The organism is Curtobacterium aurantiacum, assembly GCF_018598555.1.
Lineage (GTDB): Bacteria > Actinomycetota > Actinomycetes > Actinomycetales > Microbacteriaceae > Curtobacterium > Curtobacterium aurantiacum.
In genome coordinates this window covers 38,360-59,385 of the sequence record NZ_JAHEWN010000004.1, presented here as the reverse complement: position 1 = coordinate 59,385, position 21,026 = coordinate 38,360, and the positions used below count along the sequence as shown (strand labels likewise).

Genomic DNA, 21,026 nt, shown 5'->3' with positions numbered 1-21,026 from the left:
GAGCCGAGGGCGATTTGTTTACACCGCTGTAATGCACGGCCCGGTCGCGTGATGCATGATTCGTGCGCATCGGTCCGGCGCGCCGCACAGGAATGTTGCGCGGTGCAACCGGGGCGCTCTGGCCGCCCCAGGTTCCGAAATCTCGGCATGTCGGCGCTCGTCCGGCCCGGCATCGGCACCTCGGCGCATCGCACACGGCGTTTCCTGGAACCTCGGCGCGCCGAACAGGAATGCCCCCGAACCCGCCCGTCGTGCGTTGCGCGGACACCTCCCGCCCACCCCAGGTTCCGAAATCTCGGCATGTCGGCGGACGTGCGGCCCCGCATCCGCATCTCGGCGCACCGCACGCGGTGTGTTGTGGAACCTCGGGCATCGACCGGGAGGCCCGCCACACCTCCACAGCGCCCGTCACCGCTGCGACGCGGTCGCGCCGCACGGCCTCGGTTACGACGTCCGGTCGCGTCCCGCCCCCACCATGGCCCGCCGAGGTTCCACGAAGTGCCGCTCGAACGCCGGAAGATGCGCAGATTTCGGAACCTGGGCGAACGGCAGGCGGAGTGTCGTGCGTCGGGTGCGTCGTACGACTTCGGGGCCGCTGACGACCCGACGCGCCGGCGGGAGCTCGAGGCGCGCGAGGAGCGCTAGGAGGCCTCGGCGTCGGCGCGCAACCGCATCCGCTGCCCGTCGATGTCGACGAGCTGCCGCTGGATCTCGGCGCGGCGCTCCGCCTGCTCGTGTGGGTCGGCGCGCTGCAGCTGTCCGAGCAACGAGGCCTTCCGGGCGAGCAGGTCGCGCTCGACCAGGGCCACGACGATGCTCCGGCAGTAGGCCGCCAGGTCCTCGGCGTTCCGAGCGGGGATCGGCGCGAGGGCGAGCTCGTGCGTCAGGGTGCGCAAGGGGGCCGGCACGTCGGCCAGCAGGCGGTCGAGCCAGTCCCCCGCGCCGATGACGTCCACGTTGGCGACCACGGCGTCCCGCACCGCAGCGAGCATCGGCGTCGAGAACGTGGCCGACGCGGCGAGCCCGAGCATCGGTGCGCCGACGGACGTGGGCTGCTGCACCATCGCCATCACGGCGTCGCGCTCCATGCGGCTGATCGGGTCGTTCGGCAGCGAGCGGATCCCGGCGACGGGCTCGTCGGGGGTGTCGGCCCCGTCGGTACCGTTGCCGGCACGGCCATCGCGCCCCGAGCCCGCGGACCGGTCGTCCTGCCCGGCGGAGCCCGCACGGCGCCTGGCCGTCTCGACCGACCGACGGACCTCGGGGATCTCCATGCCGAGCCAGCCGGCGAGTTCGCGGACGTAGCCCTGGGTCAGCGAGCGGTCGCGGATGCCGGCGAGCACGGGCGCGGCCGCCCGCAGGGCACCGACGCGCCCCTCGACGGTCTCGAGGTCGTGGCCGTCGAGCGTGCGACGGATCATGAACTCGAACATCGGGCGCTTGTTCGTGACCAGGCGGCGGATGGCGTCGTCACCGCGGGCGAGCCGGAGGTCGCACGGGTCGAGCCCGCCGGGCGCGACGGCGACGTAGGTCTGGGCGGCGAATCGCTGTTCCTCGGCGAACGCACGCGACGCGGCACGCTGCCCGGCTTCGTCCGGGTCGAACGTGAACACGACCTCACCGTTGGCGTTCGGGTCGGCTCCGGCCAGGTCGCCGAGCATCGGTCGGAGCACCTTGATGTGGTCGACGCCGAACGACGTGCCGCAGGTGGCGACCGCGGTCGTGACCCCCGCGACGTGACAGGCCATCACGTCGGTGTAGCCCTCGACGATGACGACCTGCTTCTGCTTCGAGATGTCGCGGCGTGCGAGGTCGAGCCCGTAGAGCACCTGGCTCTTGTGGTAGATCGGGGTCTCGGGCGTGTTGAGGTACTTGGGGCCCTTGTCGTCCTCGAGCAGCCGGCGCGCGCCGAACCCGATCGTCGCCCCGGTGACGTCGCGGATGGGCCACATCAGGCGCCCGCGGAACCGGTCGTACGGCGAACGGTCGCCCTGGCTGACGAGACCGGCGGACACGAGTTCTTCCATGGTGAAGCCGCGCCCACGCAGGTGGTCCTTGAGCATGTCGTAGGACTTCGGGGCGAACCCGACGCCGAAGTGCTGCGCGGCCGAGGGGTCGAACCCGCGCTCCCCCAGGAACCGGCGGGCGGGGTCGGCAGCGGCCGTGGTGAGCTGCGACGTGAAGTACTCGAGCGCGGCCTCGTTCGCCGCGATCAGCCGGGCACGGGTGTTGTAGTCGGTGCGCGGCCCGTCGCCCTCTTCGTAGTGCAGGGTGAAGCCGATCTTCGCGGCCATGCGCTCGACGGCCTCGGCGAAGGTGGTGTGGTCCTGCGCCATGATGAAGCTGAAGACGTCGCCGTCCTCGCCGCAGCCGAAGCAGTGGTACCGGCCGACCTGGGGCCGGACGTGGAACGACGGGGAGCGTTCGTCGTGGAAGGGGCAGAGGCCCTTCATCGACCCGACGCCCGCGTGCTTCAGCGTGACGTAGTCGCCCACGACGTCGGCGATGTTGACACGCAAGCGGACCTCGTCGATGTCGTTCCGCGCGATCCTGCCAGCCACCCCTCGATCCTAGTTCGTGGAACCGACGTCGGCGGACCGGTCAGACGGCGATGTGGACCGGTTCACGGTCGCCCACCACCAGACGGCGGTGCCACGCGAGCGCACCTTGATCGGTCAGGCTGGCGACCTGGTCGACGACGGCACGGAGCCGGCCGGCGTCGTCGTCCGCGGCGTGCCAGTCGGCGGCGAAACCCGGCTCGAGGTCGGACGCACCGGTCGCCGCCAGCGCGTCGAGCAGTTCGGTGAGCACGCGGCGCTGGTCCTCGTACACGGGCTGACGGTCGCCGTGGGTCATCACGAAGGCCGCGACGATGCCCTTGAGCACCGCGATCTCGCCGATGATCTCTGGTGGGGTGACGACCGAGGCGGCGAACCGCACGAGCGATCCGGAGGCGTAGGACTCACGGGTGGCAGCCGTCGCGGTGCGCGCGAAGCGCCCGATCAGCTGCGACGTCAGGTTCTTCAGGCGCGCGGCGTCGCGGCGTGACCCGTCGTACGCGGTCATCCAGAGGGGCAGTGCCCGGAGCCGGTCGAACGCCTCGAGCAGCTCGTCGCGGCTCAGGTCGTCCCCCACCCAGGCGTGCATGGCGCTGACGATGTCGTTCTCGCCGACGCGGTCGCCCAGGGCGGCGACGTCGATGAACCCGGCGACGACGGCGTCTTCGAAGTCGTGCACCGAGTACGCGATGTCGTCGGCGAGGTCCATGACCTGCGCCTCGATGCACCGCTGGCGACGCGGGGCCCCGGCGCGGAGCCACTCGAACGCGTCGTGGTCGTCGTCGTAGAAGCCGAACTTGGTGCGCCCCGACGATGCCTCGGAAACACCCTGCGCGGCGGGCCACGGGTACTTGCAGCTGGCATCCAACGACGCGCGGGTCAGGTTCAGCCCGAACGGCCGCTCGACGTCGGCACCACCGGCACCGGGGCGGAGCCCGTAGACCTTCGGCTCGAGCCGCGTCAGCAACCGGAGCGTCTGCGCGTTGCCCTCGAACCCGCCGATGCCGGTGGCCCAGGCGTTCACGGCGGTCTCGCCGTTGTGCCCGAACGGCGGGTGCCCGATGTCGTGCGCCAGGCACGCGGTGTCCACCACGTCGGGGTCGAGCCCGAGTGAGTCGGCGAGCTCACGGCCGACCTGCGCGACCTCGAGCGAGTGCGTCAGCCGGTTGCGGGCGAAGTCGAGCCCCGCGGTCGGGCTGAGCACCTGGGTCTTGGCGGCCAGGCGTCGGAGCGCACTGGAGTGCAGCAGCCGGGCGCGGTCGCGGGCGAAGTCCGACCGGCGGTTGCCGTGCTCCTCGGGGAGCCAGCGCTCGGCATCGGCCGGGCCGTACGAGGCGGTGGCGCTCATCCGCCGCTGTGGTGCAGCTCGGCGGCGGCCAGGACCTTGCGGAACTCGGAGTCGACGTCGCGGCTCTCGAGCCAGCGGTCGGGCAGCGCGGTGCGCTTCGCGTGCCCGGCACGACCGCGCGGCCCCTCGGCACCCGCACCGGGGTACGGCGCGTCGTGGTCGAGCTGGCCGAGGAAGTCGTCGATCTCCTGCAGGCTCGACGCCATCGCCAGGCCGGACCGCACGTCGCTGCCGATCGGGTACCCCTTGAAGTACCAGGCCACGTGCTTCCGGATGTCGCGGCAGGCGTGCTCTTCGGAGCCGAAGAACTCGACGAGCAGTTCGGCGTGCCGGCGGAACCCGTCGGCGACCTCGCCCAGGGTCGGCATGTAGCGCAGCCCCTCGCCGCGGAACGCCGCGGCCAGGTCGCCGAAGAGCCAGGGACGACCGAGGCATCCGCGCCCGACGACCACGCCGTCGGCGCCGGTCTCGTCGATCATCCGGAGCGCGTCGGCCGCCGACCAGATGTCCCCGTTGCCGAGGATCGGGATGTCGGTGACGGTCTCCTTCAGCGTGGCGATCGCCGACCAGTCGGCGTGCCCGGAGTAGTGCTCGTTCGCCGTGCGCGCGTGCAGCGACACCGCGGCGACCCCGGCATCCCGCGCGATGCGGGCGGCGTCGAGGTAGGTCAGGTGGTCCTCGTCGATGCCCTTGCGCATCTTCACGGTGACCGGCACGTTGCCCGCGGCACGGACGGTCTTGGTGACGAGTTCGCGGAACAGGTCGAGCTTCCAGGGCAGGGCCGCCCCACCGCCCTTGCGGGTGACCTTGGGGACCGGGCACCCGAAGTTCAGGTCGATGTGGTCCGCACGGTCCTCGCCCACCAGGATCGACGCCGCTTCGGCCACGGTGTTCGGCTCGACGCCGTACAGCTGGATCGACCGCGGGTCTTCCGACTCGTGGTGCTGGATGAGCTGCATCGACACGGGGGTCCGTTCGACCAGCGCACGCGAGGTGATCATCTCGCACACGTAGAGCCCGGCGCCGTACTCGCGGCACAGCCGGCGGTACGCCATGTTCGTGATCCCGGCCATCGGCGCGAGCACGACCGGCACGTCGACCTCGATCGGGCCGATGCGCAGGGGGCCGCCGACTCGCGAGGCGGGTGCTTGTGTGATCGTCATACCTGTCCCATCTTCCCACGTCGGTGCGCGCCGGTAGCGTTCTCCACATGACGACCGACGCCAGCACCCGGTTCGACGCCGACGCCCAGGCCCGTGGCCTGCCGGTCCAGGTCGTCGAGCGCCCGGCCGCGAATTCCCTGCACGAGGCCGCCGACCTGCTCGGCATCGACCCAGGCGACATCGTCAAGACCCTGGTGGTGAAGCGCCACGACGGCGGGTTCCTGCTCGCCCTGGTGCCCGGCGGCCGCAGCATCGCGTGGAAGAAGCTCCGCACGGTCGTCGGCGTCAACAAGCTCTCGATGCCGGACGCCGCCACCGCGCTCGAGGCATCGGGGTACGAGCGCGGCACCATCACGCCGATCGGTGCCACGGGAGACCTGCCGGTGTACGCCGACGAGCGCATCGTCGGCCGCCGGGTCGCCCTGGGTGCGGGCCGGCACGGCGCGAGCGCCTTCGTCGACGCGGACGCGCTCGTCGCCGCCTACGGCGCGACCGTCGCCGACATCACCGACGAGGAACCGCAGCGCGACTGATCGGTCTGGCGACCGACGGATCGCGCCCCCGCACAGCCGTCGCGCCCCGCAGAGTCGGGGCGCAACGACCGCACGGGGGCGCGGGACCACCAGCGCGCGACGCGCGACCGAAGGAAGCGTCAGTCCGGCACCTCGGTCCAGTCGCCCTCGGCACCGGCGAACGATCCGGCGTCGATCAGGCACGAATCACCGTCGCAGACCGGCGCACCGCCGGGCGTGACCAGCGTGAGCAGGCCGGGGCGCGCCTCCAGACCGGAGATCGCATCCGGGACCGACGGGGCGGACGGGAGGCCCGCCCCACCCCCGACGGTGACCGTCGCGCCCGTCATCGGGTCACCGCCACGTCCGCGCTCGCGTCGTCCGCGGCGCGCTCGGCCGCCGAGGCGACCTCCTCCGGTGTGGTCTCGCGGAGCGCGACCACCTGGCGGAGCACCTGCTCGAACGCCGACGGGTCCTGCGCGCCGGAGACGCCGTACTTGCCGTCGATGACGAAGAACGGCACGCCGTTGATGCCGTAGGCCTGCGCCTGGGCCTGGTCGGCGCGGACCGCGGCGAGCTGGGCATCGTCGCGCAGGGTGCTGAGGACCTCGTCGCGGTCGATGCCGATCTCCGCCGCGAGGTCGGCCAGCGAGGACTCCTGGCCGACGTGCTCGCCGCGCTCGAAGTAGGCGGTGAACAGGCGCTCGACCATCTCGAGCTGCTTGCCGTGCTGCTTGGCGAGGTGGATGACCTGGTGGGCCTTCACCGTGTTGGTGTGGTGCATGGCCTCGAAGTCGTACTCGAGGCCCACGCCCGCGGCGATGGCCGTGACCTGGTCGAGCATCTGCTGCGCCTGGTCGACGGGCATGCCCTTGTGGCTGGAGAGGAACTCGGCCTCGGTGCCCTCGAAGTCGACGGGGGTGTCGGGGCTCAGCTCGAAGGAGTGGTACTCGACCTCGACGGGTCGGCCCTCACTCGAGGCACCGAACGCGGCCACGCCGGCCTCGAACTTGCGCTTGCCGATGTAGCACCAGGGGCAGGCGATGTCCGACCAGACATCGACCTTCACGGAGTCGTTCATGCTGACCCCAACGCGCTTGTGCGGCGCGCATTCCCGTCGCTGGTAGCTGAACACCGGTGTTCGCAGGTCGAACACCCGGCTGCGGGTGTGCAACGCACGAACACCGGTGTCTTGCGGAACCGAAACCCCCTACGCGCCGAGCAAGCGCTGCGCCAGGTACCCCTGCAGCTGGTCGAGCGAGACCCGCTCCTGGCCCATGGTGTCGCGCTCGCGCACCGTGACGGCCTTGTCCTCGAGCGTGTCGAAGTCGACCGTGATGCAGAACGGCGTACCGATCTCGTCGTGGCGACGGTAGCGACGGCCGATGGCACCGGCGTCGTCGAAGTCCACGTTCCAGTTCTTCCGCAGGTCGTCGGCCAGGCCGCGGGCGACGGGCGAGAGCTGCTCGTTGCGCGACAGCGGCAGGACGGCGGCCTTCACCGGGGCCAGGCGCGGGTCGAGACGCAGGACGGTGCGCTTGTCGACGCCGCCCTTCGCGTTCGGCGCCTCGTCCTCGTGGTACGAGTCGAGCAGGAACGCCATGAGCGCACGGGTCAGCCCGAACGACGGCTCGATCACGTACGGAACGTACTTCTCGTTGGCGGCCTGGTCGAAGAACCGGAGGTCCTGGCCGGACGCCTCGATGTGGTTGTTCAGGTCGAAGTCGGTGCGGTTCGCGACGCCCATCAGCTCGCCCCACTCCGAGCCGGTGAAGCCGAAGCGGTACTCGATGTCGGCGGTGGCGTCGGAGTAGTGCGCCCGCTCGCCGTCCGGCACGTCGAAGCGGCGGAGGTTCTCCGGGTCGATGCCGAGGTCGGTGTAGAACGCGACCGAGTCGGCGATCCACTGCTCGTAGTGCTCCTGGGCCGAGGCCGGCGGCACGAAGTACTCGATCTCCATCTGCTCGAACTCGCGCGTGCGGAAGATGAAGTTGCCGGGCGTGATCTCGTTGCGGAACGCCTTGCCGACCTGGCCGATGCCGAACGGGGGCTTCATCCGGCTCGTCGTCACGACCTGCGCGAAGTCGACGAAGATGCCCTGGGCGGTCTCGGGGCGCAGGAAGTTCAGGCCCTCTTCCGACTCGACCGGGCCGAGGTAGGTCTTGAGCATCCCGGAGAACTCGCGGGGCTCGGTCCACTCGCCGCGGGTACCGCAGTTCGGGCAGGCGACCTCGGCCATGCCGCCCTCGGGGGCGCGGCCCTTCTTCGCCTCGAACGCCTCGAGCAGGTGGTCCTCGCGGAACCGGTGGTGGCAGTGCAGGCACTCCACGAGCGGGTCGGTGAAGGTCGCGACGTGCCCGGAGGCCTCCCACACCTTGCGGGGCAGGATCACGGCGGAGTCGAGGCCGACCATGTCCCCGCGGCCGCGCACGAACCGCTGCCACCACTGGCGCTTGATGTTCTCCTTGAGCTCGACGCCGAGGGGCCCGTAGTCCCATGCGGAGCGGGAGCCTCCGTAGATCTCACCCGACTGGAAGACGAAGCCGCGGCGCTTGGCCAGGGCGATGACGCTGTCGAGACGGGAGGGCTGTGCCAAAGGGTGCTCCAGAGGTCGCCGAGCTGGGTGCTCGGTGCGGAAACGGTCCGGGCAAGACTACCGGCGATCGTGGGCCGGGAGGCCCGCCCCGCGTCCGGCCTCCGCGCTCACGTTCCCGACGTGCCCGGCCCCACCCCGCGCAACGCGGCCGCCACGTCCGTCACGTCCGTCTCGTCGTTCCACAGGTGGAACGCGATCCGCAGTCGCCCCGCTCGCCCGGAGGCGGTGAGGCCAGCAGCGGTGAGGGCCCGGAGGGCCGACCCGTCGGCGTCCCCGAACGTCACGATCGCCTGCCCGTCGCCCTGCCGAGGCGACCCGAGGGCGTCGCACAGCCGATCCGCGAGACCGGTGGCGTGCCTCCAGACCGCCTGCTGGTCGAGCGCGACCGCGTGCTCGAGCGCGGCCACGGCACCGGGCCACGCCTGCCAGGCCGGCGAGACGTCGAAGCGACGCGCGTCGTCGGCCAGGTGCATGGCAGGGCCGTAGCAGGAGGACCACACGTCCGCGCCCGCGTACCAACCGGCCTGCACCGGGCGGAGCCGACCGAGGGCCGTGTCGGACAGCGTCATGAAGGCGACGCCGCGCGGCGCGCACAGCCACTTGTAGGCGTGGGTGAGCGTCACGTCGAACGGTGCCGCGTCGACGGGCAGGACGCCGGCCGCCTGCGTGAGGTCGCAGAGGGTGAGGGCGCCGACACGTCGGGCGGCGGCCACGACCGGGTCGGGGTCGGTGACCACGCCGGTGGCGGACTGCACCGCGGACCAGGCGACGAGGGCGGTGTCGGGCCCGACGGAGGCGGCGAGCCGGTCGAGCGGGACGCTCCGGACCCGGACACCGCGGTGTGCCTGGGCGAGGAACGGGAAGACGACCGAGCTGAAGTCACCGTCCGGGACGACCACCTCGGCCCCGTCCAGCAGGGCGTCGGCGACGACCGCGGCCATCACCGAGGTCTGCGAGCCGGTCGCGACCCGCTCCGCCGGGACGCCGACCAGCGCGGCGAAGAGGGCACGCCCCTGCTCGACCAGCGCTCCGTACCCGGCCGGCGACGTCTCGGCGCGGGACCACGCGTCGAGGTCGGCGCGCTGCGCGGCGAGGGTGGCGCGGGTCGGCAGGCCTGCGGTGCACGCCGCGAGGTAGCCGCGGCCGGCGGGGAAGGAGTCCATGCGGACAGCGTCCCGGTTCTCGTCCCATCACACCAGAGCTGGTTCGTTGTGCCACCGATAACATCGGGTGATGGACGAGATCGATCCCCAGTTGCTCCGGGTGCTGCGCGCCGTGGCCGACGGCGGGTCGATCACCCGCGCCGCCGCCGCCCTCGGGTCGAGCCAGCCGGCCGTCAGCCAGTTGGTGGCCCGGGCCGAGCAGCGTCTCGGGCACGCGCTGGTCCTGCGCGGCGGGCGGGGCGCGACCCTCACGCACGCGGGGCAGGTGCTCGCCGACCATGCTCTGCACGTGCAGGCCGCACTGACCGCAGCACGCGAGGACCTGGACGCCGTCGGTGGTCTCACCCGCGGCCGGGTGCGACTGGCCGGGTTCCCGAGCGCGTCCTCCGCCCTCGTGCCCGCGGTGCTCGCCCGGCTCGCCGCGACGGCGCCCGGCGTGACGACCTCGTACGTCGAGGTCGAACCGCCCGAGGCACTCGAACTCCTGCGCGGTGGTGAGGTCGACGTCGCCCTCACCTTCACCTACGTCGGCGACGAGGTCGGGACCACCCCGGACCCCGGGCTCGTCACGCGGGCGCTCGGCCGGGATCCGCTCGCACTGGTGACGCCGACCGGGGCGGCCCTGCCGGGAGGCGCGGGGCCGGTCCGCCGCGCGGGGCCGGCCGCCGTCGTCGACCTCGCATCACACCGCGACGCGCGCTGGATCGGCGGCTGCCCGCGCTGCCGGGGGCACCTGCTCGCCTCGTGCGCGACGGCCGGGTTCACCCCGGACATCGTGCTCGAGACCGACAACGCGGCGGCGGTGGTGGGGCTCGTCGCCGCCGGGCTCGGGGTGGCGCTGCTCCCGCGGTTGGCACTCGCGACGACGGTCATCCCCGCCGGGGTCGCGATCGATCCCGTCGACGACGACCTGGCCCGACGCGTCGAGGTCGTCGTCGCCCGAGGGGCCGAGCGGGTCCCGAGCGTCCGTGCGGCGCTCGACGCGGTGCGCTCGGCCGCCCACCTGCTCGAGGGCCCGCTGCCGCGGTGAGGGTCGCGGTTGGGGTCGGGGCTGGGGCTTGGCTCGGGCTCGGGCTCGGGCTTGGGCTTGGGCTTGGGCTATGCCGTCGGGGTGTCGACCGCGCCACCGTATCGGCGGTCGCGGCTGGCGTACTCCTCGATCGCACCCCACAGGTCGGTGCGGCGGAAGTCCGGCCAGAGCCGGTCGAGGAACACCATCTCGGCGTAGGCGGACTGCCACAGCAGGAAGTTGCTCGTGCGCTGCTCCCCCGAACTGCGGAGGAACAGGTCGACGTCGGGCATCTCCGGCACGTACAGCCGCTTCGCCAGGGCCTTCTCGGTGACTTGGCTCGGCTTCAGGCGACCGGCTGCGACGTCCTCGGCCATGCCCCGCACGGCGTCGACGATCTCGTTCCGGCCGCCGTAGTTCACGCACATCGTCAGCGTGAGGACGTCGTTGCCCGCGGTCATCCGCTCGGCGGTCTCGAGCTCGTCGATGACGCTCCGCCACAGCCGCGGACGCCGACCGGCCCACCGCACCTTGACGCCCCACTGGTGCAGCTGGTCACGGCGACGGCGGATGACGTCGCGGTTGAAGCCCATCAGGAACCGGACCTCCTCCGGGGAGCGCTTCCAGTTCTCGGTCGAGAACGCGTACGCCGACACGTGCCCGACGCCGATCTGGATCGCGCCGGCGACGACGTCGAGCAGCGAGGCCTCGCCAGCCTTGTGCCCCTCGATGCGCGTCAGCCCGCGGCCGTTCGCCCACCGGCCGTTGCCGTCCATGACGATGGCCACGTGCTCCGGCACGAACCGGGCCGGGATCGCCGGGGGCGTCTCGCCGGTCCAGTCGATCGGGCGGAACGGTTCGACGTCGTCGGGGCGGCGGGGGCTCATGCGGTGGGGGCTCCTTCGACAGCGGGATCAGGGTCGGGCTCGGGCACGGCGGGTGCCGGGGTCGAGGCCACCGCACGTGCTGTCGCCTCGGGTCCGCCGTGGGTCTGCGGTACCGGCAGCGGGTGCTCGGAGCGGTCGACGTGCGGCAGGGACCGGAGCGATCGTTCCAGGTGCCACTGGGCGTAGGCCGCGACCACGCCGGAGGCCCGCGAACGCGTCCGCTCGTCGGTGGCGTCCACGGTCGCCCAGTCACCGGCGAGCAGGGAGCCGAGCACCCCGAGCGTCGCCGGGTCGAGCCGTGGGGTCCCCGGGGGCGCCGCACGGTCGGCGACGACACCTCCGAGCTGCACCACGAACGCCGAGTGCGGGCCGGGCTCCCCTGTCACGGCACAGTCGCTGAACGAGGGTGCCCACCCCGCGATGCTCATCGCGCGGAGCAGGTACGAGTCGAGGGTCGCGCTGGACTGGTGCTCACCGCGCGACAACGAGCGGAGCGCCCCGACGAGCAACAGGTACTGCTGCAGCCCGGCGTCGGCCTCGCTCAGACGGTCGGCGGTCTCGACCATGGCGCTGGCCGCGGTGTACGCGCCGTAGTCGGCGACGATCTGGGCCCCGTACGCGCCGAGGGACTCCGCCTGGGTGACGATGTCGAGCGACCGGCCCTCGTAGAACTGGGCGTCGACGACCATGAACGGTTCGAGCCGGCTGCCGAACTTCGACGCGGTGCGCCGCACGCCCTTGGCCACCGCACGGATCTTGCCGTGCTGCCGGGACAGCATCGTGACGATGCGGTCGGCTTCCCCGAGCTTGTGGGTGCGCAACACGACGCACTCGTCCCGGTACAGCGGCATGTCCCCAGTATCCCCCGCCCCGCCGACACCCGCGTGCGGTGCGGGGCGATCGCAGCGACGAGACGCCGTCGTCTTCACCGGACGCCGCGCGCTCGTCGAGACGCCGCGACTTTCGGTGGCGTCTCGACGACACGACGGCGTCTTGCGTCAGGCAGTGAACGGGCGCACAGACGGGAGGCGCGGTGCGGGACGGACCCGCACCGCGCCTCCCGGCCTGGTCGCGAACTCAGGCCGAGACGAGCTCCGGCGCGCCTGCACCGGCCGCGGCACCCGCACGCACCGCGCGGTTCACCGCGGACACGATCGCCTTGAGCGAGGCCGTCGAGATGTCGGCGTCGATGCCGACGCCCCAGAGGCGCACGCCGTCGACGTCGAGCTCGACGTAGGACGCCGCCTTGGCGTCACCGGAGGCGCTCATCGTGTGCTCCGAGTAGTCGTACAGGGTGACCTGGACGCCCTGCTCGGCGAGCACCTTGAGGAACGCGTCGATGGGACCGGTGCCGACGGCCTCGGCCGTGACCGCGCCCTCGTCGACGCGGAGCGCCACGGACAGCGAGGTCGTGCCCTCGAAGTCGCTCGACGTCGCTGTCTTGGTGAGCTCGTACCGTCCCCACTTCTCGTCGTCGACGGAAGCCGGCAGGTACTCGTCCTGGAACACGTCCCAGATCCGCTGCGACGAGAACTCGCCGCCCTCGGTGTCGGTGTGCCGCTGCACGACACCGGAGAACTCGATCTGCAGCTTGCGGGGCAGGTCGAGGGCGTGGTCGGTCTTGAGCAGGTAGGCGACGCCGCCCTTGCCGGACTGCGAGTTGACGCGGATCACGGCCTCGTACGACCGGCCGATGTCCTTCGGGTCGACGGGCAGGTACGGCACGGCCCACTCGATCTCGTCGATGTCCTTGCCCGCGGCGGCGGCCTTGGCCTTCATCGCCTCGAAGCCCTTGTTGATGGCGTCCTGGTGCGAGCCACTGAAGGCCGTGTACACGAGGTCGCCCGCCCACGGCTGACGCTCCGGCACGGGCAGCTGGTTGCAGTACTCGACGGTCCGCTTGACCTGGTCGATGTCGGCGAACGAGATCTCCGGGTCGATGCCCTGCGTGAACAGGTTCATGCCCAGGGCGACGAGGTCGACGTTGCCGGTGCGCTCACCGTTGCCGAACAGGCAGCCCTCGATGCGGTCGGCACCGGCCATGTAGCCGAGCTCGGCTGCCGCGACCGCGGTGCCGCGGTCGTTGTGCGGGTGCAGCGACAGGATGACGTCCTGGCGGTGCGCGAGGTTGCGCGACATCCACTCGATCGAGTCGGCGTAGACGTTCGGCGTGGCCATCTCGACGGTCGCGGGCAGGTTGATGATCACCTTGCGGTCCGGCGTCGGCTCGAAGACCTCGAGCACGGCGTTGCAGATCTCGAGCGCGACCTCGAGCTCGGTGCCCGTGTAGGACTCCGGCGAGTACTCGTAGTAGATCGTCGTGTCGTGCTGCAGCGTGGCCTCGGCCGCCTTGCAGAGCTTCGCGCCGGCGACCGCGATGTCGACCACGCCCTGCACGTCGGTGCGGAAGACGACCTCGCGCTGCACGATGCTCGTCGAGTTGTACAGGTGGACGATGGCCTGCTTCGCGCCGTCGATCGCCTCGTACGTGCGCTGGATGAGGTGCTCGCGCGCCTGGGTCAGCACCTGGATCGTGACGTCGTCCGGGATCGCGCCCTCGTCGATGAGTGACCGGACGAAGTCGAAGTCGGTCTGCGAGGCACTCGGGAACCCGACCTCGATCTCCTTGTAGCCCATCCGGACGAGGAGGTCGAACATCGCACGCTTGCGCTCGGCGTCCATCGGGTCGATGAGGGCCTGGTTGCCGTCACGCAGGTCGACGGCGCACCAGCGGGGCGCCTTGTCGATGCGCTTCGTGGGCCAGGTGCGGTCCGGCAGGTCGACGGTGATCTGCTCGTGGAAGGGGACGTACTTGTGGATCGGCATCCCGGAGGGCTGCTGCGTGTTCTGCATGGTTCTTCGCTTTCGTCGCGTGTTCGTGAGCCGACGTTCGTGGGCTCTGGTGAGTGCGGCCACGACGGACTCCGCGACGAGGTGGGCCGGAGTGTCAGGCCTCGTCGCGGCAGCGAAGGAGGAGCAGTGCCGAGTACATCGACACCCACGGTAGCACCGGCGTGCCAGCCTGGCGCAAGCGTGTGACGCAGGGCTCGTCGGCCGCTGCCGACTGGAGCACCGAGTGGTCACGACGTGCCGTGGGTCGGTCACCGAGTGGTCACGTTCTGTCGCCCGGGCCACGCTCCGCCGACGGTTCGTGACCACTCGGCGGACGTGAGCGGCGCGGGTGAGCGCGACGACACGACGACACGGGAGGCCCGGTGCCAGCTGGCACCGGGCCTCCCGTGTCGTCGTGTGGTGCGACCAGGGCGTCGGTTCAGTCGACCGCGAGCGCCTCGGTCGGCGGGACGCGCATCGCGCGCCGCACCGGGGCGATGGTGGCGACGACCGCCAGGACCAGCGCGCCGATCACCACGATGCCGATGGTCAACGGCGGCAGCACCGGTGTCACCGGAGTACCGAGGGAACCGAGCAGCGTCTGTCCGCCGACCCATCCGTACAGGGTGCCGAGCACGAGCCCCGAGACGACGGCCGCGACGACCATCTGCACGGCCTCGGTGACGATCATCCGGCGGACCTGCGCCCCGGTCAGGCCGAGCACCCGCAGGAGTCCGAGCTCCCGCCGTCGCTGCAGCACCCCGAGCGCGAGCGCGTTCACGACCCCGACCGCGGCGATCACGGCGGAGAACCCGACGATCACGCTGACGACGGCGTTGATCTGCACGAAGAGGTCACGCTGCGCCTCGATCATCTGCGGGGTGGCGCTCCCCTCGCTCAGCTCGCGCATCTGGGTCTCGAGCACGTGCTGCATGATCCCCAGCGCCACCGCGAAGGTGACGAGCAGGGTCACGCCGATGACGAGCCCGATGGTCGCCCGCGAGGACCTGCCGGGGGCACGCATCGCATTGCGTCCGGCGAGCAGGACGACGGGGTCGTGCGAGCCGATGCGTCCGATCAGCTGCAGGACGGGCGGCATCACGATCGTCGCCCCCACGGCGACACCCGCGAAGGAGACGAACCCGCCGAGCGCCGCCGGCAGCACCGCGATCGGTGACAGCGAGCTGGCGGCGAGCCCGACGAGCATCAGCGCCGCGCCGCCGGCCATGAGCACGATCGCCCAGACCTTGCGGGCGGTACCCGACCGGACGTCGTCGTGACTCGGTTCCACGGAGGACGACAGCGCCTCGAGCGGCGTGACGGTGAGCACCCGGCGCGACCCGGCGGCGAAGGCACCCCAGGTGGCGAGCACGACGGCCACGACGGGCAGCACGAGCTCCCACGGGACGTACGTGTACTCGGCCTCGGGCAGGACCCGGTTGCCCTGGAGGACGACGACGAACACGGCCGAGAGCGCGGTCCCCACGACCGCGCCGATGACCCCGCCGAGCACGCCGACGACCAGGCCGGTGCGGGTGATCCGCGTACGGAGGGTCGCACCGGTCGCGCCGACGAGCCGCTGCAGTGCGATGATGCGGGTCTGGCCGGCGATCAGCGTCGCGCAGGTGTTCGCGGTGACGATCGCCCCGACGTAGAGGGCGATGCCGAGGAAGAGCCACCCGACCACGGACAGGATCGCCTTGATCGGCCCGAGGTCGGCGAGCCCGGCGGCCCGGAGTGCTTCGGTCACGATCCCCGGAGCGATGACGAGGGCGGAGCCGAACGTGGTGCCGAGCGCCGCGACGAGGACGGTGGGGGCGAAGGAGCGGACGCCGTTCACGCTGCTGCCTCCATCCCGAGCATCGTCGTGGAGATCGCGCCGGCGTCCATCGCCGGACGGTCGGCGACGATCCGGCCGTCTGCCAGGAACAGGATCCGGTCGGCGTTCGCAGCCGCCACCGGGTCGTGCGTGACCATGACGACGCTCTGACCCCACTCCTGCACGGCACCGCGCAGGATCGCGAGCACGTCACGACCGGTGCGGGAGTCGAGTGCGCCGGTCGGCTCGTCGGCGACGACCACCGCCGGCCGCGATGCGAGCGCCCGCGCGATCGCGACCCGCTGCTGCTGTCCGCCGGAGAGCTGGTGCGGGCGGTGGGTCAGACGGTTGCCGAGCCCGAGCATCTCGACCAGCCGGTCGATCCATGCGGTTTCCTCTCGCGAGGGCTTGTGCCCACCGAGCAGGAACGGCAGGCGGATGTTCTCGCTGACGTCGAGCGTCGGGACGAGGTTGAACGACTGGAAGACGAACCCCAGTCGGCGACGACGCAGCTCGGTGAGGTCCTTGTCCCCCAGGGCTGTGATGTCGACGCCGTCGATCTGGATCCGGCCGGCGGACACGGCGTCGAGGCCGGCGGCGACGTGCATGAGGGTCGACTTGCCGGACCCGGACGGCCCCATCACGGCGGTGAACTCCCCCGCACCGATGTCGACGCTGACGTCGTCGAGCGCCGTCACACGTCGGGCGGCGTCGCCGTAGTGCTTGGACACGTGGTCGAGGCGGATGATCGGAGCGTGGCTGGTGGTCATGCATCCACGATGACGGTCGGAGGACATCCGCCGCGTCGGCCCGTCGGCTCCTGTGGATCGTCCGCTCGGCTCGGTTGCCTGTGGAGGGGTCATCCCCGCGGATGACCCGGCGTCAGTCGGCCTTCGTGACGAGGCCGTGTTCGTGGGCGAACACGACGAGGCGCACGCGGTCCCGGAGCTCGAGCTTCGTCAGGACCCGCGAGATGTGTGTCTTCACGGTCGCCTCGCTCACGTACTCGTGCTGGGCGATCTCGCTGTTGCTGAACCCGCGGGCGGCCAGGTCGAAGATCTCCCGCTCGCGGGGGGTGAGGTCGGCGAAGGCCGCGGGCACGGCGGCGGCGCGCCCGACCGAGTCGTCGTAGCGCCGCAGGAGCTCGCGGGTGGCCGACGCGGCGAACACCGCGGTGCCGGCGTGCACGGTGCGGACGGCCGCGAGCAGGAACTCGGGGTCGGCGTCCTTGAGCACGAAGCCGCTCGCCCCGGCGCGGATGGCCTTGGCGGCGGCCTCGTCGAAGTCGAACGTGGTCAACACGAGGACCTTCGCGCCGTCGGTACCGGACTGCTCGACGATGTGGCCCGTCGCCGTGATGCCGTCCATCACCGGCATGCGGACGTCCATCAGCACGACGTCCGGACGGGTGCGCCGGACGAGCTCGACACCCTCGGCACCGTCGCCCGCCTCGCCGACGAAGCGCAGGTCGGGCTGGGAGTCGATGAGCATCCGGATGCCGGTGCGGAAGAGCGCCTGGTCGTCGACGAGGGCGACGCGGATCGACTGCTCGGCGTGCGGGATCGTGGTCATCGGGCGGTGTGCTCCTGCTCGGTCGGGGTGATGCGGCCGCGGGGCATCTGCCCGCTGGCCGGGACTGCTGGCATCCGGACGGCGACCGCGAAGTCGTCACCCCGGGCTCCGGCGGTCATGGTGCCGCCGGTCATCACGGCACGTTCCCGCATGCCGACCAGGCCGTGGCCCGTACCCGGTCCGCGGACACCGTCGTCCGCACGTCGGTTCACGACGGCGATCTCGACCGTGTCCGGCCGGTAGGTCAGAGCGGCGTGCACCGGGCTACCGGGCTCACCGTGCTTGTACGCGTTCGTCAGGCTCTCCTGCACGATCCGGTAGACGGCGAGCTGGGTGGTGGTCGGGAGGCCCGCGGGGTCGCCCTCGCGCTCGACACGGACGTCGAGTCCGAGCTGGCGCATCTCGTCGATGAGCCGGTCGATGTCGTCGATCTCGGGCGTCGGCACGGTCCCCTGCTCGTGCCGGAGCGCGCCGAGGAGTTCGCGCACGTCGCCGAGTGCACGGCGGGCGGTGGCCGAGATCGTGCTGAGGGCCTGGTCGGCGACCGCGGGATCGGCCTTCAGGGCGTACCGGGCACCGTCGGACTGCGCGATGACGACCGCGAGCGAGTGAGCGACGATGTCGTGCATGTCGCGGGCGATCCGCACGCGCTCCTGCTCGACGGCCACGGCCCGGTCGGCCCGGGCGGCGTCACGCTCGGCGAGCAGCTGCGCCTCGCGGCTCATGCTCGCCGACCGCCGGGTGCGGACCACGAGCCCGGCGAGCCACGGCAGCAGCAGCAGGAGCAGCACCACGGCGAAGAACGAGAACGTGACCTGCAGCGACTCCTGCACGGGCGCCGCGGCGGTCTCGTAGGTGAGGCGGTTCTGGTAGTCGTCGAAGCCCATGTACGCCGCCGCGGTGACCGAGCCGACGATCGCCGACACGAGCCCGGCCAGCCGTACCCGACGGCTGCCGTAGGCACTCGTCGTGTACATCACCCCGGCGATGAACGCGTTCGACAGGTCCGGGACCTGCCCCGTGACCATCTCGAACACCGCGAACACCCACGCCACGGCCAGGGCGAGTCCGGGCGACAGACGCCGGAGCGCGAGGGCGGCGGTCATCCCGACGACGGTGATGACCGACAGGGGACCGTCGAGTCCACGCCCGCTGGCGACCAGGACCAGCCCGCCGAGCAGGACGGCGATCACCAGGTCGATGACGACCTGCGCGCGGAGCATGGGACGGAACACCCGTCCACGGTACGGCGAGCCGCTCACGGGCGCGTCCTTCGCCCGGATGACCCGAGCCGCCGGCGCCGTGCGGTCAGAAGCCGAGGCGTCCGAGCTGCTTCGGGTCACGCTGCCATTCCTTGGCCACCTTCACGCGGATGTTCAGGTAGACGTGCCGGCCGCCGAGCAGCGACTCGATCTCGACCCGTGCCCGCGACCCGACGTCCTTCAGGCGCTCGCCCTTGTGGCCGATGACGATCGCCTTCTGGCTGTCGCGCTCGACGAACAGGTTCGCGAAGATCCGCAGGGGACCGTCGGCGTCGTCGTCCTCGTCGGGTTCGACGATGTCCTCGATGACCACGGCGAGCGAGTGCGGCAGCTCGTCACGCACACCCTCGAGCGCAGCCTCGCGGATGAGTTCGCCGATGCGCTCCTCGTCGGTCTCCTCGGTCACCGCGCTCGAGTCGTACAGCTGCGGCGACTCGGGCAGCAGGCCGGTGACGACGCCGAGCAGGTCTTCGAGCTGCATGCCCCGGGTGCCCGAGGTCGGCACCACGGCGTCCCAGTCACGGAGCTTCGAGACGGCCAGCAACTGCTCGCCGACGCGGTCCTTGGAGGTGCTGTCGATCTTGGTGACGATCGCGATCTTCTTCGCCCGCGGGTACTGGTCGAGCGTGTCGTTGATGAACCGGTCTCCGGGGCCGACGGGCTCGTTCGCCGGCACGCAGAAGCCGATGACGTCGACGTCCCCCAGGGTGGACTGCACGAGGTCGTTGAGCCGCTCACCGAGCAGCGTGCGCGGACGGTGCACGCCCGGGGTGTCGACGATGATGACCTGGCCGTCGGGTCGGTGCACGATCCCGCGGATGGCGCGTCGGGTGGTCTGCGGCTTCGACGACGTGATGGCGACCTTCTCGCCCACCAGGGCGTTGGTGAGCGTCGACTTGCCGACGTTCGGACGGCCGACGAACGAGACGAAGCCCGCGCGGTAGGGCTTGTCCGGGCCGGCCTGGGTGGTGTCGGGGTCGGTCATGCGTGCGTGGTTCCCGTCGTGGTGGTTTCGGCGTCGTCGAAGGCGTCCTCGACGTCGGCGAGGGCGTTGGTGCGTTCAGCGAGCACGGTGATGAGGTGGCGGCGCTTGCCCTCGACGCGGTCGGCGGTCAGGACGACCCCGGACACGGTGACGGTCTCACCGGACACGGCCAGGTGTCCGAGTTCCTTGGTCAACAGGCCGCCGGCGGTGTCGACGTCGTCGTCGTCGAGTTCGATGCCGAACAGGTCGCCGAGCTCGTCGATCGGCAGGCGCGCGGAGATCCGCCAGACGCCCGGTTCGACCTCGGTGCGGTCGACGACCGCGCGGTCGTACTCGTCGGAGATGTCCCCGACGAGCTCTTCGATGAGGTCCTCCATCGTCACGAGCCCGGCGACCCCGCCGTACTCGTCCACCACCAGGACCAGGTGGTTCTTGGCGACCTGCATGTGCCGCAGGGTGTCGTCCGCGTGCTTCGACTCCGGCACGAACTCGGCGGGCCGGAGCAGTCGGCTGACCCGTTCGCTGCCGGACCCGGGTCGCTCGTACAGCGACCGCGCGACGTCTCGGAGGTACAGCACGCCGCGCACGTCGTCGCTGTCCTTGCCGATGACCGGCATGCGGGACACCCCGGAGACCAGGAACTGCTCCATCGCCGCTGCCAGGGTGTCCGCGCCGTCGACGGTGCGCATGTCCGTGCGGGGCACCATGACCTCGCGCACCAGGGTGTCGCTGAACTCGAACACCGAGTGGATGAGCTCACGGTCCTCGTCCTCGAGCACGTTGCTCTCGGTGGCCTCGTCGACCAGGGAGAGCAGCTGCTCCTCACTCGACACCGTGGAGGCGCTCCTGCCCCGGCCCGGGGTGACCCGGTCGCCGATCCGGACGAGCAGCCCGGCCAGCGGACCGAGCACGATGCGCACCCCGCGGACGATGCCGCCGGTCGCACCGATCAGCCGCTCGGCGTGGGCGCGCCCGACGCTGCGCGGGCTCGACCCGACCAGCACGAACGACACCGCGGTCATGATGGCCGCGGAGAGGACGAGCGCCAACCACCAGCTGTCGAATGCGCGCACCAGGGCGATCGTGACGAGCACCGCGGCGGCCGTCTCGGCCAGCACACGGAAGAAGTTGAGCGCGTTGACGTGTGCTCCGACGTCGTCCGCGATCGCCTCGATGGAACGGCGGCGCTTGTTGCCCCTGGCGATCTCCTCGAGGTCGCCACGGGACACCACCGAGAGCGCGGCGTCGCTCGCGGCGAGGAGCCCGCCGAGGACGACGAGCCCCAGCGCCACCGCGAGCAGCCCGGCGACGACGACCATC

The 21,026-nt window shown here is 71.5% G+C and carries 18 protein-coding genes; 2 read left to right on the top strand and 16 right to left on the bottom strand.

All coding sequences use genetic code 11. The features are described 5' to 3' along the window. Positions 1-641: 641 nt before the first annotated feature. Genes dnaG through dusB form a run of 3 tightly spaced genes read right to left on the bottom strand, consistent with a single transcriptional unit; the run spans position 642 to position 5,069 of the window. On the bottom strand, positions 642-2,561 hold the full coding sequence (gene dnaG, locus KK087_RS05270; protein WP_214564434.1) for a DNA primase: 1,920 nt from the start codon (positions 2,559-2,561) through the stop codon (positions 642-644). A gap of 40 nt (positions 2,562-2,601) precedes the next feature. Continuing rightward, on the bottom strand, positions 2,602-3,906 hold the full coding sequence (locus KK087_RS05265; protein WP_214529827.1) for a deoxyguanosinetriphosphate triphosphohydrolase: 1,305 nt from the start codon (positions 3,904-3,906) through the stop codon (positions 2,602-2,604). Next, on the bottom strand, positions 3,903-5,069 hold the full coding sequence (gene dusB, locus KK087_RS05260; protein WP_214529826.1) for a tRNA dihydrouridine synthase DusB: 1,167 nt from the start codon (positions 5,067-5,069) through the stop codon (positions 3,903-3,905). The genes KK087_RS05265 and dusB overlap by 4 nt, the downstream gene beginning before the upstream one ends. A gap of 47 nt (positions 5,070-5,116) precedes the next feature. Here dusB and KK087_RS05255 point away from each other — a divergent pair, with 47 nt between their 5' ends. Next, positions 5,117-5,602: an aminoacyl-tRNA deacylase gene (locus tag KK087_RS05255; RefSeq protein ID WP_214529825.1), complete on the top strand. Its 486-nt coding sequence runs from the start codon at positions 5,117-5,119 to the stop codon at positions 5,600-5,602. A gap of 119 nt (positions 5,603-5,721) precedes the next feature. Here the strand turns inward: KK087_RS05255 and KK087_RS05250 are convergent, their stop codons facing one another. From KK087_RS05250 to KK087_RS05235, 4 genes are all read right to left on the bottom strand, one after another. Beyond that, positions 5,722-5,931: a hypothetical protein gene (locus KK087_RS05250; RefSeq protein ID WP_123340411.1), complete on the bottom strand. Its 210-nt coding sequence runs from the start codon at positions 5,929-5,931 to the stop codon at positions 5,722-5,724. Further along, positions 5,928-6,662, bottom strand: coding sequence for a DsbA family oxidoreductase (locus KK087_RS05245; RefSeq protein ID WP_214529824.1), 735 nt, complete (start codon positions 6,660-6,662; stop codon positions 5,928-5,930). Before KK087_RS05245 ends, KK087_RS05250 begins: the two co-directional genes overlap by 4 nt. Before the next feature lie 129 nt (positions 6,663-6,791). After that, a complete protein-coding gene (locus tag KK087_RS05240; RefSeq protein ID WP_214529823.1) occupies positions 6,792-8,177 on the bottom strand; it encodes a glycine--tRNA ligase in 1,386 nt (461 codons plus the stop codon). A 107-nt stretch (positions 8,178-8,284) separates the two neighbouring features. Continuing rightward, complete coding sequence (locus KK087_RS05235) at positions 8,285-9,340, bottom strand: aminotransferase class V-fold PLP-dependent enzyme (RefSeq protein ID WP_214564433.1); 1,056 nt, start codon at positions 9,338-9,340, stop codon at positions 8,285-8,287. A 70-nt stretch (positions 9,341-9,410) separates the two neighbouring features. On the opposite strand from KK087_RS05235, the gene KK087_RS05230 reads away from it, so the two are divergent. Further along, complete coding sequence (locus tag KK087_RS05230; protein ID WP_214564432.1) at positions 9,411-10,370, top strand: LysR family transcriptional regulator; 960 nt, start codon at positions 9,411-9,413, stop codon at positions 10,368-10,370. A gap of 68 nt (positions 10,371-10,438) precedes the next feature. Here KK087_RS05230 and KK087_RS05225 read toward each other — a convergent pair whose 3' ends face one another. The 9 genes from KK087_RS05225 to KK087_RS05185 all read right to left on the bottom strand — a co-directional run bounded on the left by KK087_RS05225 (position 10,439) and on the right by KK087_RS05185 (position 21,025). Continuing rightward, positions 10,439-11,236 carry an isoprenyl transferase gene (locus tag KK087_RS05225; RefSeq protein WP_071251399.1) on the bottom strand — a complete coding sequence of 266 codons (798 nt, stop codon included), beginning with the start codon at positions 11,234-11,236 and terminating at the stop codon, positions 10,439-10,441. Next, positions 11,233-12,087, bottom strand: a complete 855-nt coding sequence (gene recO / locus KK087_RS05220) for a DNA repair protein RecO (protein WP_110860438.1) — start codon at positions 12,085-12,087, stop codon at positions 11,233-11,235. The genes KK087_RS05225 and recO overlap by 4 nt, the downstream gene beginning before the upstream one ends. Before the next feature lie 226 nt (positions 12,088-12,313). Beyond that, a complete protein-coding gene (gene leuA, locus KK087_RS05215; protein ID WP_214529818.1) occupies positions 12,314-14,089 on the bottom strand; it encodes a 2-isopropylmalate synthase in 1,776 nt (591 codons plus the stop codon). 418 nt (positions 14,090-14,507) lie between these two features. After that, a complete protein-coding gene (locus KK087_RS17835) occupies positions 14,508-15,908 on the bottom strand; it encodes an ABC transporter permease (protein ID WP_214564431.1) in 1,401 nt (466 codons plus the stop codon). Then, positions 15,905-16,657 carry an ABC transporter ATP-binding protein gene (locus KK087_RS05205; protein ID WP_214544541.1) on the bottom strand — a complete coding sequence of 251 codons (753 nt, stop codon included), beginning with the start codon at positions 16,655-16,657 and terminating at the stop codon, positions 15,905-15,907. The genes KK087_RS17835 and KK087_RS05205 overlap by 4 nt, the downstream gene beginning before the upstream one ends. 112 nt (positions 16,658-16,769) lie before the next feature. Further along, a complete protein-coding gene (locus KK087_RS05200) occupies positions 16,770-17,459 on the bottom strand; it encodes a response regulator (RefSeq protein ID WP_214529815.1) in 690 nt (229 codons plus the stop codon). Beyond that, a complete protein-coding gene (locus KK087_RS17830) occupies positions 17,456-18,694 on the bottom strand; it encodes a sensor histidine kinase (RefSeq protein WP_214564430.1) in 1,239 nt (412 codons plus the stop codon). Before KK087_RS17830 ends, KK087_RS05200 begins: the two co-directional genes overlap by 4 nt. 73 nt (positions 18,695-18,767) lie before the next feature. Next, on the bottom strand, positions 18,768-19,706 hold the full coding sequence (era, locus tag KK087_RS05190; RefSeq protein WP_214529813.1) for a GTPase Era: 939 nt from the start codon (positions 19,704-19,706) through the stop codon (positions 18,768-18,770). Beyond that, on the bottom strand, positions 19,703-21,025 hold the full coding sequence (locus tag KK087_RS05185) for a hemolysin family protein (protein WP_214564429.1): 1,323 nt from the start codon (positions 21,023-21,025) through the stop codon (positions 19,703-19,705). Before KK087_RS05185 ends, era begins: the two co-directional genes overlap by 4 nt. Position 21,026: the final 1 nt, after the last annotated feature.